Consider the following 15,544-nt stretch of genomic DNA (forward strand, 5'->3'; position numbering starts at 1 on the left):
CCAGCCACTTGAGCCGCTTGGTCAGCAACGGCCTGAGCGCCCGAACCCGCAACCAATACAGTGATATCACCACCGATTTTTTGAGCTGCAGCAACAACGTTTAAAGTTGCACCGTTTAGTGCTTTATTGTCGTGCTCAGCGATAACTAAAATACTCATGATATTATCCTTCTGTATTAGATCACTTTCGCTTCGTTTTTAAGTTTTGCCACAAGCTCGTCCACAGATTTCACTTGTACGCCAGCTTTACGCTCTGCGGGTGGTTCAACCTTCACTGTTTTAAGTTTGGTGGTCGCTGAAACGCCATATGTCCGGTTTAACGCGAACTTTAACGTTGGCATCAACCACACGTTTTACAGCAACCACCGCTCTCATTTTATGCTTCCTCAACTTTTAAATTAAAATTGGTTTCACTCTGTACTTGCTCCATATCTGCACGTCTATGATTAATCAGAGATAAAGCTACCGCGCCAATTAAACCTGCCAAAGCAATGACAAAGAAGTTTTGCTGAATGGGTAAATTTAACGACACAATCAAACCAATTAATAATGGTGCGCCGATTGCTCCCAAGCGTCCCACTCCAGAGGCCATACCAATGCCTGTGGAACGAATAATACTTGGATAAAATTGTCCACAATAAGAATAGGCAACAATTTGTGCACCTGTTGAACAAGCACCCACGACAGCAATAATGAAATACAGCATCGTGATTGGCATAGGCAAGGTCATTAAATACAGGAAGACACTGCCTAAGGCATACATAATCACCAGTACCCATTTAATTGGGAAACGGTCTGCTAACCAGCCGCCACCGACTGCGCCAACAATTGCGCCCACATTCAAAGCGATCACAAAGGTAAGTGCTGAACCCAATGAATAGCCTGACATTGCCATTAACTTGGTGAGCCAAGTGCTCAGCGCATAAACCATAAACAGGCAGGTAAAAAATGCCACCCAAAACATTAAAGTACTGAAAGCACGTCCGTCACTAAATAACAGCCCTATCGTCGGTTTTAAATTACTATTTGATGAACCATTTACAAAAACTGCATCCGCAGGGAATTGTGCTTGCGGTGCCATTTGTTCTGCAATCTTACGCAGTTCTGCTTGTTTATTTTTCTTCACCAAATAAACCACAGATTCAGGCATAGATTTTAAGATAAAAGGCAACAAAACTATCGGTAGACCGGCAGCATAGAACACTACCTGCCATCCATATTGCACAATAAACTGTTTGCCTAAAACTGCCGCTAAAATTCCGCCTACGGCATAACCCGAAAACATTAATGAGGTCATGACATTACGCACTTTCTTAGGGGAGTATTCCGTCATTTGCGCAACCACATTCGGCATAACCCCACCAATGCCTAATCCCGCAATAAAACGCACGATACTGAATGTCACAGGATCATCGGTTAAACCTGCAAGCGCAGTAAACGCGCTGAATAAAAATACACAAATGGCAATAGTTAAGCGTCGACCAATTTTATCTGCTAGTCCCCCAAAAAAAATAGCGCCAATCATCATTCCAAATAAAGCTGAACTCGCCATAAATCCAGCAGTTGAAGCACTTACATTCATTTGCTCCATAATAGAAGGTAAAGCTGCGCCTGCAACAGAAATATCATATCCATCGAGAACGATAATCAGCATGCACCACATTAGAACTTTGGCATGAAACCCGTTAAATTTAGATCCACTCGCTAAACTCTGCATATCGACTTGAAACATCAATTAACTCCTTGATTATTATTTTATTCCATTAGTGTTTTTAGTACTTTGTCAGCCATACGCATCCAATTCCATTCTGGCTATTTCTTACAGAAATCAAAACCCGAACTTGTTGAATAAACAGCCAGTTCAGATTAGTGAATGAATTTTTTTATGTCAATACCATTACATAAATATATTAAAAAATCCTAATATGATCCATTTTAAAATTAAATATATAAATACCTATTGACATAAATAGCTTTGGATCTATGCTTTCATTTAATGTAATCATTTACCAGGGATAAGGGTAATGAGTGCGAAAATTCGCTACGAAGATAATATTGCCATAATTATTTTAGATTGCCCTGAAGCAAGGAATGCGCTGAATTTACATATGATTGAAAAGCTTCAAGCAATTGTGGCCGAAATTTCGCTTTTAAATCTTCGGGCAGCCATTTTTACTGGAGCGGATCAAGCCTTTTGCGCTGGCGCAGACATCACCGAATTACGGAATAAAAGTCCTGAAAAACACCTAAATAAAATACAGATTGGGCAGACGTTATTTCAGCAAATATATAAGTTGAAATTTCTAACCCTGACATGTATCAATGCTATGGCACTCGGGGGAGGTATGGAACTTGCATTGGCAAAACATATTTAGATTCACTTGCACCGCAATTTCCAAGATCAACTCAACAAGCGATTCAGGCTGCAACAGATTTAAATATACAAGCCGGGCTAGCATTAGAAGCCGAATTATTTGTGCAATCTAGTCAAACTAGCAGATGCTACTGAGGGTATAAAGTCTTTCCTAGAAAAACGAACAGCTAATTTCACTCCGTGCTAAGTTGAAACAGAGCACGATATTAATGACCAACTACAGCAAATCAGGGTTTGCTAAACGAAATCAATTTTGGCTTGTTCATTTTACTACTACAGTCGATATACTATTTGCAGAATTTTCATACCAAAATGTGCTCCATAATTATGCCAAGCTCAAATACAGAAATTTATGATCAATCTTTATATATGATTCATAATCGGCTTTTTTTTCGATTATTTCAGGTAGGTAATAGTCTTGATCGCCAATGTCTAAATGAACTGGGTATTTCACCCGTCCATTGGGCAGTACTGGGTGCCCTATCACGCCCCCAATTAACCGAAGCCGGTATGTCATTTTCTGACCTAACAGAATATTTAGGTATTAGTCGGCAAAGTTTAGACAATGTCTTAAAACGTTTAGAGCGTGAAGGGAGTGTAGAGCGTATCACCTCTCATCAAGATAAGCGGGCTAAAAATGTAGCTCTCACTCCTCTAGGACAACAAAGTTGGCTCGAGTTACAAGAACAATTCTTTCAGTTCTACCGTCAAGCAATGTCTGGATTTGCATTTGATGATTTAGCGAGTTTAATTCACTTGCTCAACAAGTTAAATACGGGCCTCAAACAAATACAAATTGCTCAAGCTGATGATGACACCAAGTAGGACGATTTTTATTTCTAGTTATTAATCATGTGCTGAACTAAGAAAATTTGGGAATTTAAATAAGATCACAATATCAATATTAAAAGGAGTTTCGAATGCAGCAACATACATTGGTTGATCAAGCCATTACCTCAAGGCATTCTGTACGTGCTTTTAAAAACACCCCACTTGATACACAGACTATCAAAGATATTTTAAACGTCGCCTGCCGTGCACCGTCCGGCAACAATATTCAACCTTGGAAAGTTTATGTGGTGATGGGGGAAAAACGTGATGAACTGATTGAGCAGGTCTGTGCAGCGCAAAGTAAGATTTTTGAGAAGCCGGAAATTGCACTTCTTCATCAAGAAACTTTTAAATATTATCCTGAACAATGGACATCACCATTTATTGAACGTCGCCGTGAGAATGGGTGGGGACTCTACGGTTTGCTGAATATTAAAAAAGGTGAACAGCAGAAGATGCAGCAGCAGCATTTACGTAATTATCAGTTATTTGATGCGCCCGTAGGAATATTTTTTACTTTAAGCACCAGCTTAGAAACTGGCTCAAAAATGGATATTGCGATGATGATCCAAAATGTCATGATAGCGGCCAAGGCACGTGGAATTGATAGCTGTCCACAAGCAGCATGGAACCCATTTCATCAAACTGTTGCCAATGTGCTTGGAATTCCTGAAAATGAAGAATTAGTTTGCGCTATTGCACTGGGTTATGCAGACCCAACTCAAGTGGTTAATCAATTACATACACCACGTGTTACTGTCGAAGAGTTTGCTATTTTTTATGATTAAGGCTAAAGAGTTGAAAGGCACAGAACGTGCCTTTTATTTCAGCTTTAAAGATATAGACAAGGCAGCTTCGGCCGCCCGCTCAAGGAGATAAATATCTGCTGGGGTGATGTCATTGCATTTTAAGAGGCGTTATTTCTTCTATTTTGATCTATCCAATTAGTGCTAATGACTAATTGAGTAAGCCAATCATTCTTGCTGCTACAAGTTCACTGTTTTAAGGTTCTAGATGATTTAATTTCTATATTGTTTTAAATCTCTATAGAAATTCTCATGACTAGCCGATTTGAGCCTAAAACCTCAAAGTTTCCTTTAGAAGCGGCTTTATTACAGGATTTGAATCTTTCTAATGCACATTCAGAGTTACTTGGTTTTCAGCTAACTGAGAAAGAATTAGATCAATAAATTTATAAATCTCCCAGAATTTATACTTTTATTCATGATTTTTCCTCAGTTATAGACACCTTTTTAGGTGTCTATAAACTTAATAGCTATTCAACTCACGGTTCAGACTTTATTCTTTAGAGCGTGACTACAATCTTTTAACATATCATTTTTCGATTCAATTACTTGAGTTTTAATATCCAGTAGACTTAATAAACTCGGAAAAAGATTGTCATGACTCAAGATTTGCTTTGATTGAGTATTTAAACAGGCGACTTGTTCTGCATTCTTTAACTGCCATGTCTCTGAAAACCACATCAGCATAGGAATATGGGTTTGTTGAGTCGGTGCCATAGAATAAGGTGCACCATGTAAATATAAACCATGTTCTCCAGTCGATTCACCATGATCAGATAAATACCAGAAGCCAGTTTGGTAGTCAGTATTCTGTTTTAAGGTCTGAATAATTTGACTCAATACATGGTCTGTATAAACAATCGAGTTGTCATAACTATTGTGTAATTCAGTGGTGCTGCATCCCTGAATGGCATTGCTATTACACATAGGTTGAAACGGTTGATAAGGGGCTTTGGAACGTTTGAAGTATGCCGGCCCATGGCTACCCATTTGGTGCAAAACAATTAAATGAGATGCGGTATCATTTTTTTGCAGGTTTTTTAAATAGTCTCGCAGACTATCCACTAAAATTTCGTCCAGACATTCACCGCTGGCATCGCACCATTTTTGTTTTAATGCCTGGGGGATTTGATATTGTTCAACTCGATCACACGTACCTTTACAGCCAGAATTGTTATCAATCCATGTGACTTTATAGCCTGCACGTTGTGCAATATCCAGTAAACCTTCACGATGGTTGGCTAATTTTTCATCATAGTCTTTACGTATCATTCCTGAAAACATACACGGAAGGGATACTGCCGTTGCAGTACCGCAAGAACTTACTTGACTAAAGTTGATAATATTTAGTTTTGATAATTCTGGATTAGTATTTTTTGCATAGCCATTCAATGAAAAACTTTCAGCCCGGGCTGTTTCCCCTACCACTAAAACCATCAATTTAGGCTGCTTAGATGGTTGGGCGGGTTGTACTACATGAGCATCTTCACCATAGGAAACAAGAGGTAATTTTTCTTTAGGACTTTTTTTCTTATAATAAGACAGCGTAGAGGCGATTGTATTTTGGGGCGAGATCATGCTTTTTAGATCACGATGTTCACGGAATATCGCTGCATAATCAACGTAAAAGCAAAATAATAAAGTCACTATGAATAGGATAGAAACTGAACTCATAACAGCTTTTTTTAATATTTGTTTCTGTAGGGACTCTTTCTCAATTTTTAATGTGGCCATAACAGCCAGGGGGGAAATAACAAAAATGAGTGTCCAAATGATTAGACGTATAGACCATAAATCCTTGGCTTCCCGTACATCTGTTTGCAGTAAATTTTGTATTTGATCGGGGGTAATGATGACGCCCAAACTATTCACAAAATAGGCACTCAATCCACCAATAATAACAAATAGACTTGCAAAAAATTTAGCACTCCATTTCCAACTGATTAATTGTAATAGCAGGTTATAGGTTGCAACTATGACAATTACTGTTGCCCCCAAAAATAACATCGATTTTATGCCTTGATAGGGCGTAAGTTGATTAATTTTTTCAAAAAAACCAAAATTTAAAACCAGACCCAACCAAATCGCCAGAATCAAATTAAACTGCATGAGAGTAATGGTTTTTTGTAATTTTTTGAGTTTTAAAAACGAAGTAGGCATCACTAACCAATTATTAATTATTAATTATTAATTATTAAAATTATATTCTAGATACTAAACTTTAAAATTAAGTTAGACAATATAATAGTTATCTATAATTTAAAAATAAAATCAATTATTTAGGTAAATTAAGCAATAAGGACTTGCTCTTTTTGAGTAAGTTTATAGGACTAAAATTTTAGGATTTTGGGGGAGGCTTGATAAGTGAATTAAGTAAATAGCTACTTTATTTACTTCGAGCTATAAGGATAAAAACCATTATTTAATCTTAAGGTTAGATTAATGAATTTGTTTTAAATTATCAGAAAAGACCTTGAAGGAGTCAGGCGGATGAATCAACAAGAACTAAGCATTATTCATTATTATTCTGAAGTGCATTTGTTTTAACTCGTCCATTAGGTGCAGTGGTGGGTGATTTTCTGGATAAACCGATCGCTTCGGGTGGTCTGGACTTAAGCCGCTTCACCGCTTCAGGTTCATATTGATTGCTATTTTATTATGTATTCATTTTAGTCATAAATCTGGTGTAAGAGAAGCTTAGATATAGATCGTATTAGGCATTAGCATTATTGCTGTCTTAAGTAATGAAACTCACAAAAAATTGCTCCAAAAGGATAATAATTTACGCATGACTCCCTCGAATCAACAATTATTCCTCTTAAGTATCATAACTTTATTAGTAGTTATTCTTTTATGGGTTCTGCAGTATTTAATTACTCATTATGGCAGACAAACGTTTGCTGGATTTATGCAATATGGGATGAGACTTAAAGCGTTTTTTTTGAAAAATAAACTGTTCATTCGATTAAAAAATACTTATCCAGGTCTTTTTTATTTTTTGTCGAGAAGATTTCAACAACAAAATTTTTATGGTTTATCTTTCACACTTTTAATTTTAGTCATCGGCTATATTTTAGCTTTGTTTAGCGGACTGGTTGAAGATGTAGTTACTTCAGATTCAATCGTGACAATTGATCATTTTGTTTCACAGCAGATGAATCTGCGGCGTGAACCCGGGGTGGTGAATTTTTTTATTCTGATCACCAGTTTTGGTTCTACAGCAATTTCTTGTTTGGTGGTGATTTTAGTCGCTGCCCTATGCTGGGTCATTCGCCAACCCTATATATTAATTGGGTTGCTTGTATCCACTCTAGGAAGTTCTATATTTACCCAAATAAGTAAACTATTATTTCATCGCGTGCGACCAGAAGATGTTTTACTGTTTGAGTCCTCATACTCCTTCCCTAGTGGCCATGCCACTATTGCCATTGCCTTATATGGGTTTATGGCTTACCTGGCTATTCGTTTTAGCCAAAACTTTATCCGGCAAGTTCGTATATTTTTGACTACCCTCTTCTTTGCTGGACTGTTGGGATTAAGCAGAATTGTATTGAATGAGCATTATCTAAGTGATGTGCTGGGGGGCTTTCTAGTAGGAACATTATGGCTCATTGTAGCGATTAGTCTGACAGAAAGGTTAACTGCCCATGGAAAGATTTCATGGCGAATCCGTTGGTCAGCTCTGCAGATTTATATGGTGTGGTTGAGTGTTATTTTCGTCCTAATCGCCGCGCTGATATATGCAAAAATCTATCAATTTCCGTTCTTATTAAAGTGAAATCAAATTTTAAGACCGACTTAATTCATTTACTGCTGCAGATATGAATATTATTTTTGTGTGGGAATAAGCTTGTTTCACTGCGAAAAAGAAATTTTATATAAACGCTGGCTAGATATTTATAAGTTTAGGGGCTGTTAAACCCTTATATTGTTAAATTATTTTATCCATAAAATTAATTAGTTATATAAAATATAGGCGGATATTTTTAAAAATAGTTACAGTGTTATTCATCTCAATTCTAGCGATAATATCAAGCAAAGCATAGAGAAAAAAATCAGGCACTGAATAGCCCTCGATTTTGTAGAGGTCTTTTAGCGAAGGTAAAAAGGTTACTGCAATAAGTCACATTATTAGCTCAAGGACAAAATCTAAAACTTTGCATGAAATAGCTTTTTGAAACAGAGGAAATAGCCATTTTTTTCTATTTCCTTTTTCTATTGCTCATGAGAAGAAAAAATCCATGATGATAGGATTGCTCTCAAGACGAAAACTAGCCTGAATGATGGAGATATTATTGTATTACAGCCATTTTTATCAGTAGAGTTTCATATTTTTCCAGTTGATCGGGTGTGGAGTACAAAACAGCTCATCAAAGAAAAATAGCCTGAAGATTTAGTCCCTATTTTCTCATCGCTATCATGTTGTAATTAAGGACTGAGATCCAACCATGTTTACTGCATTTATTTTCTATCAACAGCGTTTCATCTTCACATTCTGTTCACGACACCCTGTCTAAAGTAGCAAAATAAGATTTAAAATGGACAGAATCATGAAACATGCTAAAAAAATTATAGCAGCCGCCCTTACGCTGCCATTGCTGTATATATCAGGCTGCAAAAGTATTCCCAGCTATTCCTCAGATTACAGTCAGGCTCGCAACAGTATTCAAGGGGTAAAACTCGATAATGCTCAAGCATTAGAGATTGGGACTCGATTTACTTCAACCTTTAACACTCTGGGTACACCCGAATTTGTAGAAAAAGCCAGTTCCTTATATGCAGACCAGCTGTATATTAATGATACTTTGTCACAATTTTCATCGCGTAGTGACTTGGTTGAGCACTTCAAAGGTATGAATAAACGTGTTAGCAATGTCACCGTGAAACTATTAAATACCTCTTACTATAATGATTCTGCCTATGTGCATTGGCATATGGCCTATGATTTTAAAATGTTTGGTAGCACACGTTCTATGGCCTCTTATGGCATTAGTGAAATAAAAGTTGATGACAGCAATAAGATTATCTTCCAGCAAGATTTCTGGGATCCGGCAAATGGCCTGTATCGTGCATTACCTTATGTGGGAGGTGTCTATTCATGGGTACTGCCATTCAAAAAATCACCTTAAGTTTTAGCGTATTAATGGCCTGTGCTATCAGTCCACCGGCATCTGCCAATAAACTGCTGAAATGTAGTACAGGCGAATTACTGGTCGGACAAAAGCAGGTCGGCACAGCCAACTATTATGCGGAAAACTGTGCCCAAACATGGCAAGGCCAAAGCATGCAAATGGATTTTGCCTATAGTCACAATATTCCGGAATGGGCTTTTAAACGTGCTGCAACACATTTTCTAAAAAAGAACATCAATGGCTACACTGAAAGCTCGGCTTTGCACCAGGTAACTGCGTTATATCACCCAGTCAAAAAAGGTGATTTTTATCGTCTCAATTATGTGCATTCCAGCAAAACATTGGTCCTTTCCCTGAATCAGCGAGTGCTTGGACAGATTCAAGATGCTCAAGCCCAGCAATATTTTAATATTTGGCTCGGTAAAGTCCCATTTAGTGCTAAATTGAAGCAACAACTGTTAAATTAATTTCAGAACCCAAGGTTATGTCTAAACATTTTGTTCTCATGGTTGAAGATCACTATGAACTTGCCTCTACCTTGTGCGAGTTCCTGGAAGAGCATGACTTCGTGGTCGATCATGCCCGGAATTTAGATGCTGCGCGTCATTTACTTAAGCAGCGTCCTTATCATGTACTACTTCTGGACATTAATCTGCCAGATGGCTCGGGTTACGAGCTGTGCGAGTGGCTACGTAACCAGCAAGGTATGGACATTCCCGTCCTGATGCTGACTGCACGCGATACTTTGGATGATAAACTCAAAGGCTTTAAATCAGGCACAGATGATTATCTGGTCAAGCCTTTTGACTTTAATGAATTGGTGATGCGCGTTCAGGCCTTGATTAAACGTTCACTTGGCGAAGTATCAAATAGTCAGATCAAAATTCATGATTTAGTTTTAGATCCTGCCCGTCAGCATTTAAGCCGTTCCGGTCAGACCATTGAACTGCCGCCCATTCAGTTTAAATTACTCAAACTTCTCATGCGCAATTCCCCGAAGGTCATGACCAAACAGGAAATCATGATGGAGCTTTGGGGCGATGAAGAACCTGAAAGTGATGCGCTGCGCAGTCATATTTATAACTTGCGCAAAACAGTCGACAAACCGTTTGCACAAAAACTCATTCATACAGTTTCGGGGGTCGGCCTCAAAGTTTCATTAGAGCCTTAGTCGACCTAGTTCAAATAGACGACCACAATTAAACCTGTGGTCGAACTTAAATTCACATCTTGATGTGTGCTGATATAGTACTGACGGTCAAATAACTCCACACGCCAGCCCAATTGCATACAGAGCTTTTGCACCAATTGCAGGCCAATACCATGCCCCTTCACCTGCAGTTGTAACTGACGATTTGAGAGCTCTTGCACTTTGGCATCGTTGGGTAAATGAATCCCGATACCATTGTCCGCAATGAGGACCTTATTTTTTTGTAAAACCACATCAATTTCTGAACCTTGAGAATAGTTCAACGCATTACGTAAAATATTACTAAATACCATTTTGGTCATGGATGGATAGATTTTACGGGTTTGCTCATCCAGGTCTTTTTGCAAATCAATCTGTATCCCTTTGGCATGGCTGACAGGATTTAAATCTTGCACCAGTTCATCCAGCAAATCCGACAACATGGTATTTTCAGCGGTTAAGGTATTGGTGGTGTTACGTGCGATCGCCAATAAAGTATCGACCAAAAGCTGCATGTCTTCGATGGTGTTTTGCAAGCGAGTAAAGGATTTATTGTCACCATAACGGGTCTGACACAGCTGTACATTGCCTTTTAAGATGGTTAATGGCGTTCTGAGCTCATGGCTGACATCACCGGTAAACTCACGTTCACGGTTAATAAACTCACTCAATACCTGATGATATTTTTCCAACGCCTGTTTAAGATACTCTGCTTCCATATTAGAATCGGTGCTAATGTCCTGAAATGGCGAAGCTTCTTTGCTTTGATGTTCCCAGTCAATATTTTCCAGCGCATTGGCCAGACGGGTAATGGGAGAAAAATAGCGCCGCGCACGACGGTTCCACCACCACAACAGGCTATATAAGACAAATAGACTCACCATTAAGGGGGCAAGTCCAAACAGCCAGATCAGTTTATTGACATTACTCTCACCAAAAACCAGAAATACATGCTGTCCATTGCGCTCACCATAGACCGTCATACGTTCTTTGCCATCTATAAAATGGCGGCTGACGCCTTGGTGCAGTTGCATATTTTGCAATTTAGCCGGTACTTCAGTGTTCCAGCGATAGCCATACAGGTTCTTGGTATCCGGCAGGTCTGCATTGGGATTTCGCTCCAAACGCTCCCAATAATGTGACATTTCCTGTTCGAGCGCAGTTTTCAGTAAAGTGCCCTTGATCACCCAGGCACTACAACCAATGCCAATGACCACTGACATGGCAATTAGGCCGATTTGCAACCAATAATAACGATTAAATACCTCACCTAAGGGATGAGCACGTTTGTCTCGAAACAGCTTAAACATAAACTCATCTCTTACTTGATCTTTAATTTAAACGCGATGAAAGTATCATAGGACTTTCTTGTTAAACAAGAAATGTCCAATTACCCACTCTTGGCCTTTTTCATGGCCAAATAATTCAGCACACGCCATAAAGAAAATGCGCCAACGTTGCCACCAGGCAGCCGCATCTTTGCCATAGGTTTTTTCAAATACAGGTTTCAGTATAGTTGCGCTACGGTCCATATTTTCAAGCCATGCATTTGCGGTACGCTCATAAGCGGTGCCCGGCCATTGCCAATGCTGGATCACTTGTAAATGATCCTGAAAATGCAAGAATGTCGATGCCGCCGGCATTAACCCGCCACTGAAGAAATACTTCGACATCCAGTCAAACTCATTTTTGACTTCGAATGGATAATGCAGGAAACGATGACAGAAAATATGACACCAGAGTAAGCCATCGGGCTTGAGCCAGGTGCTAATTTTCTCAAACAGCTTCTGATAGTTACGCACATGCTCGAACATTTCAACAGAAACCACACGGTCAAAAGATTCAGCAGCCAATTCAAGTACATTCACATCACAGGTGATCACACTCAGATTATCAAAGTGTTTTAACCGTGCCTGTTCCTGAATGTATGCGCGTTGTGTGGCCGAGTTAGACACCACAGTAATCTTTGCGTTTGGATAGTGCTCTGCCATCCACAGACTCAAGGAGCCCCAGCCACAACCAATTTCAAGAATATCCTGCCCATCTTGTAATTGAGCCCGCTCACAATAGCTTGCCAGCGCCAATTCTTCAGCTTGATCAAGCGTGGTTTTATGAGTGTTGAATAAGCTTGCGCTATATTTTAACCGCTGACCGAGAACTGCCTGAAAGAATTCGGTCGGTAGCTCGTAGTGCTGCTCATTGGCTTTGTCCGTTTCAATCGCAATGTCACTGTGTTGAAGCATCTGCAACACCTCCATATAGCGCTGTGCCGCCAGAGCGGGATCAAACCGCCCTTCTTGTGCCAAACGTTTTTTACTTAAATGACGGATTGCTGCACGAATCGCCTGATCTGGCACTTTGCCACTTTCAATCATTTTTAGGGTGTTTTTAATCATAAAATCCATGTGTTTAGCTACTCTTTAGGTTGCCACGGAATAAACATTGAAGTTCGTCTTTGATAATCTTTGTAATTGTCGCCACGATGTGCCAGGGCTTGTTTTTCGCTAAATGGGATACCGGTGATGTAGTACAGAAACAGCCACATCAAAATCGGATAAATCCAAAGTCCATACACGCCTGCCGCCAAGCCTAATAGCGGATAGGCAAACCAGTGCAGCCATTCAAAAAAATAATTGGGATGGCGTGAATAGTTCCATAAGCCTTGATCCATCGTTTTGCCTTGATTATCTGGATTAAGCTTAAAGCGATATAACTGCTGATCAGCAACAGTCTCACCGATCAGTGCTACCAGCATAATCACTGCAGCCAGAATAACGGCAGTGACTGTCCATCCATTCCACTGCTGTGCTGGAATACTCAGCAGTTCCAGCATTGGATAGGAAAACAGCAGCACTAACCCTGCCTGAAAGATGAAAAATGCCAAAAACCCCAAATGTTGATAATCTCCCATCGCTCGGCGCATATTGGCATAACGGGTATCTTCTTTGGTTTCATTGGCATAACGACGCAGCAGATGCCAGCTCAATCTTAAAAACCAAATCCCACTGGCGAGTCCAAGAAACATGCGTACCAGCACAGGGGCATCTTCTACTACCCAAGCCGCTACAATCACATTCAGGGCAATACTAAAGCTCCAGCTAATGTCGACCAGTCCCGCACGCTTGTTATAGGTGACCAGTATCCAGCTGCAGAACATAATAAAAATATTGACTAAAAATAAATGAAGCAACATCTCAGTCTCCCCTCTTGTATTGCTACTCAGTAAGCACTGGCTTCAAACAGCAGGTGTACATCACTGATGACACCTTCTCTAAAGCCACCTTCGCAATAACACAGGTAAAAATCCCACATGCGCATAAACTTTTCATCGAAGCCAAGTTGCAATACTTGATCGCGCTGTGCCAGAAAACGCTGACGCCAACAGTTCAGGGTTTCTGCATAGCTTTGCCCAATATCGTCAAGCTGCTTTAGACGCAGTTTTTGTGCTGACGCCACCTGAGTCATGACACTCATACACGGAATAAAGCTTCCCGGGAAAATATAACGCTTAATATAATCGATGGTATTCAGGGCTTTTTCATAACGTGCATCTTCAATAGTGATGGCCTGAATCAGTGCCAAACCATTTGGCTTCAACAGCTGACGGCATTTATTAAAATAGGTCGGTAAATACTGTTCGCCCACGGCTTCAATCATTTCAATCGAGACCAGTTTGTCGTATTTACCTTCCAGCAAGCGATAATCTTTCAGCTGCACATCGACCCGATGCGACAGTCCCGCTGCTCTCACTCGTTCCACAGCCTCTTCATACTGGGCCTTGGATATGGTAATGGTGGTGACTTTACAGCCATAATGCTGGGCGGCATAAATGGCAAAACCACCCCAGCCACTGCCGATTTCAACCAGATGATCCATCGGCTTAAGCTGCAGTTTCTGGCAAATCAGCTCTTTTTTATAATCCGAGGCTTGTTCCAGGCTCATGCTTGGCTCTTTAAACACAGCACTTGAATACATCATGCTGGAATCAAGAAACAGCTTAAAAAATTCATTGCTCAGGTCATAATGCTCGGCAATATTTTTACGGCTGCCATCAATCGAGTTTTTACGTGATTTATACCAAGTCTTTAAAAAGAACTGGCTGGCCTTAACCACAGCATTCTGATTCATCCGGTCCAGCACATCACGGTTGCGGGCCAAAATTTGAATCACCTTGACCAGATCCTCACTGCTCCAGTAACCCAGAATAAAGCCTTCCGCTGCACCCAGAACCCCATTTTTGAACAGTAAATCCATGAGACGTGTGTCGTGTACCTGAATCACTGCATGCAAGTCACTGTTTTCCCCAACAATTCCGTTCCAGACCCCTTTGAAGATCAGCTGACCATGCTGCAATTTCAGTAAATGGCGCAGTACCACAGGTAATGTGCTGAGTTCTCCCATTAACAATGTTTTCATAGCAATGTATTTCCTTTGTCTTTTTTAGGATTCGGGTAAAACGGAATTTTTTTCTTCCATAAACGAAAGGCGTTTAGGTAGATCCCCATGACCATCTTGAAGGGTTCGAAGACCTTAAAGACAGCATAACGATGCTGCTGTGAAGGATTTGTGATGCTCTGCAGGCTAAAATTCATGGTGGCATCAAATTGCAGCACATTGTGTTCAAACAACTGCATATGGATCACATTCTGCTGATCGGAAAAGCTGAAGCGCCAGCGGTAATCCAATGCCATTGGCATAAACGGTGACACATGAAAGGCTTTTTGAAAGTCGAACTGATGCGACTGATACGGTGCATGTTCAACTGCATTTTTTCTGCAATCATGGATATAGACTTTACGTTCATTCCACGGCGTATTGGTAATTTCACTGAGCACGAACAAGGGTTGCTCGGTCGCATCAAAGACCAGGTAAAACACCACCGAATTAAAACGAAAACCGAGTGTGCGCGGTAAAGCCAATACCCTGATGGCATCGGTATGGGTTAATCGATAGTTTTCTTGTTTGATCAGCAGTCGGGAAACTTTCTGCCGAATCGAGCCATATTCCATGTTCAGAAAATCACGCTCATCCAGCGTCAGAAAATTCCAGCGGCGAGAAGACCAGAGCCATGATTTTTGGCTAAAAGTTTCAATTTGATCGGGATCAAAGCATAAGTAAGTGAGTTGTGCGCTAAATGTATGCGATTTGGGCAAATAACGGCGATGACGAATCTGTGCAGATGCAACAGCCAATGGATACATGCGCATATGACT

At 40.0% G+C, this 15,544-nt stretch carries 15 protein-coding genes and 3 pseudogenes; 9 read left to right on the forward strand and 9 right to left on the reverse strand.

Translation table 11 applies throughout. The features are described 5' to 3' along the window. From E0H80_RS09260 to E0H80_RS09270, 3 genes and pseudogenes are all read right to left on the reverse strand, one after another. A pseudogene (locus E0H80_RS09260) lies at window positions 1-158 on the reverse strand (electron transfer flavoprotein subunit alpha/FixB family protein); the annotation flags it as partial. Between the two features lie 17 nt (window positions 159-175). Then, a pseudogene (locus tag E0H80_RS09265) lies at window positions 176-307 on the reverse strand (electron transfer flavoprotein subunit beta/FixA family protein); the annotation flags it as partial. Window positions 308-375: 68 nt separating this feature from the next. Then, window positions 376-1,731 (reverse strand): MFS transporter, encoded by a 1,356-nt coding sequence (locus E0H80_RS09270; RefSeq protein WP_131365158.1) that lies wholly within the window; start codon window positions 1,729-1,731, stop codon window positions 376-378. Window positions 1,732-2,023: 292 nt separating this feature from the next. Here E0H80_RS09270 and E0H80_RS09275 point away from each other — a divergent pair, with 292 nt between their 5' ends. The 4 genes from E0H80_RS09275 (at window position 2,024) to E0H80_RS17015 (ending at window position 4,394) form a co-directional block, all read left to right on the forward strand. After that, complete coding sequence (locus E0H80_RS09275; RefSeq protein ID WP_131365160.1) at window positions 2,024-2,374, forward strand: enoyl-CoA hydratase/isomerase family protein; 351 nt, start codon at window positions 2,024-2,026, stop codon at window positions 2,372-2,374. Window positions 2,375-2,700: 326 nt separating this feature from the next. Beyond that, window positions 2,701-3,198 carry a MarR family winged helix-turn-helix transcriptional regulator gene (locus E0H80_RS09280; protein WP_131365162.1) on the forward strand — a complete coding sequence of 166 codons (498 nt, stop codon included), beginning with the start codon at window positions 2,701-2,703 and terminating at the stop codon, window positions 3,196-3,198. 95 nt (window positions 3,199-3,293) lie between these two features. Then, entirely contained in the window at window positions 3,294-3,992 is a 699-nt protein-coding gene (locus E0H80_RS09285) for a nitroreductase (protein ID WP_131365165.1), read from the forward strand. Window positions 3,993-4,262: 270 nt separating this feature from the next. Beyond that, window positions 4,263-4,394, forward strand: a complete 132-nt coding sequence (locus tag E0H80_RS17015) for a hypothetical protein (RefSeq protein ID WP_265937227.1) — start codon at window positions 4,263-4,265, stop codon at window positions 4,392-4,394. 102 nt (window positions 4,395-4,496) lie between these two features. On the opposite strand, the gene E0H80_RS09290 is transcribed toward E0H80_RS17015, so the two are convergent. Beyond that, entirely contained in the window at window positions 4,497-6,170 is a 1,674-nt protein-coding gene (locus tag E0H80_RS09290; RefSeq protein ID WP_131365167.1) for a phosphoethanolamine transferase, read from the reverse strand. A 371-nt stretch (window positions 6,171-6,541) separates the two neighbouring features. Between E0H80_RS09290 and E0H80_RS17070 the strand changes: the two are divergent. The 5 genes and pseudogenes from E0H80_RS17070 to E0H80_RS09310 form a co-directional block, all read left to right on the forward strand. Continuing rightward, window positions 6,542-6,711, forward strand: a pseudogene (locus E0H80_RS17070) (hypothetical protein); the annotation flags it as partial. A gap of 87 nt (window positions 6,712-6,798) precedes the next feature. Continuing rightward, window positions 6,799-7,788: a phosphatase PAP2 family protein gene (locus E0H80_RS09295; protein ID WP_131365170.1), complete on the forward strand. Its 990-nt coding sequence runs from the start codon at window positions 6,799-6,801 to the stop codon at window positions 7,786-7,788. Between the two features lie 772 nt (window positions 7,789-8,560). After that, window positions 8,561-9,139: a nuclear transport factor 2 family protein gene (locus tag E0H80_RS09300; RefSeq protein WP_067870031.1), complete on the forward strand. Its 579-nt coding sequence runs from the start codon at window positions 8,561-8,563 to the stop codon at window positions 9,137-9,139. Continuing rightward, a complete protein-coding gene (locus E0H80_RS09305) occupies window positions 9,109-9,609 on the forward strand; it encodes a chalcone isomerase family protein (protein WP_131365173.1) in 501 nt (166 codons plus the stop codon). The genes E0H80_RS09300 and E0H80_RS09305 overlap by 31 nt, the downstream gene beginning before the upstream one ends. Window positions 9,610-9,626: 17 nt before the next feature. Continuing rightward, complete coding sequence (locus tag E0H80_RS09310; protein WP_067870025.1) at window positions 9,627-10,313, forward strand: response regulator transcription factor; 687 nt, start codon at window positions 9,627-9,629, stop codon at window positions 10,311-10,313. A 5-nt stretch (window positions 10,314-10,318) separates the two neighbouring features. Here E0H80_RS09310 and E0H80_RS09315 read toward each other — a convergent pair whose 3' ends face one another. From E0H80_RS09315 to E0H80_RS09335, 5 genes are read right to left on the reverse strand one after another with little or no spacing between them, the layout of a single operon-like run. Beyond that, a complete protein-coding gene (locus E0H80_RS09315) occupies window positions 10,319-11,641 on the reverse strand; it encodes a sensor histidine kinase (protein ID WP_131365175.1) in 1,323 nt (440 codons plus the stop codon). 45 nt (window positions 11,642-11,686) lie between these two features. Beyond that, window positions 11,687-12,736, reverse strand: a complete 1,050-nt coding sequence (locus E0H80_RS09320; protein ID WP_131365178.1) for an SAM-dependent methyltransferase — start codon at window positions 12,734-12,736, stop codon at window positions 11,687-11,689. A gap of 8 nt (window positions 12,737-12,744) precedes the next feature. Next, window positions 12,745-13,524 carry a DUF1295 domain-containing protein gene (locus E0H80_RS09325; RefSeq protein ID WP_131365180.1) on the reverse strand — a complete coding sequence of 260 codons (780 nt, stop codon included), beginning with the start codon at window positions 13,522-13,524 and terminating at the stop codon, window positions 12,745-12,747. A gap of 26 nt (window positions 13,525-13,550) precedes the next feature. Further along, complete coding sequence (locus tag E0H80_RS09330) at window positions 13,551-14,747, reverse strand: SAM-dependent methyltransferase (protein WP_131365182.1); 1,197 nt, start codon at window positions 14,745-14,747, stop codon at window positions 13,551-13,553. Next, window positions 14,744-15,538, reverse strand: a complete 795-nt coding sequence (locus E0H80_RS09335; protein WP_131365184.1) for a DUF1365 domain-containing protein — start codon at window positions 15,536-15,538, stop codon at window positions 14,744-14,746. The genes E0H80_RS09330 and E0H80_RS09335 overlap by 4 nt, the downstream gene beginning before the upstream one ends. Window positions 15,539-15,544: the final 6 nt, after the last annotated feature.

Origin of the sequence: Acinetobacter sp. ANC 4779, assembly GCF_004331055.1 — a bacterium.
GTDB lineage: Bacteria > Pseudomonadota > Gammaproteobacteria > Pseudomonadales > Moraxellaceae > Acinetobacter.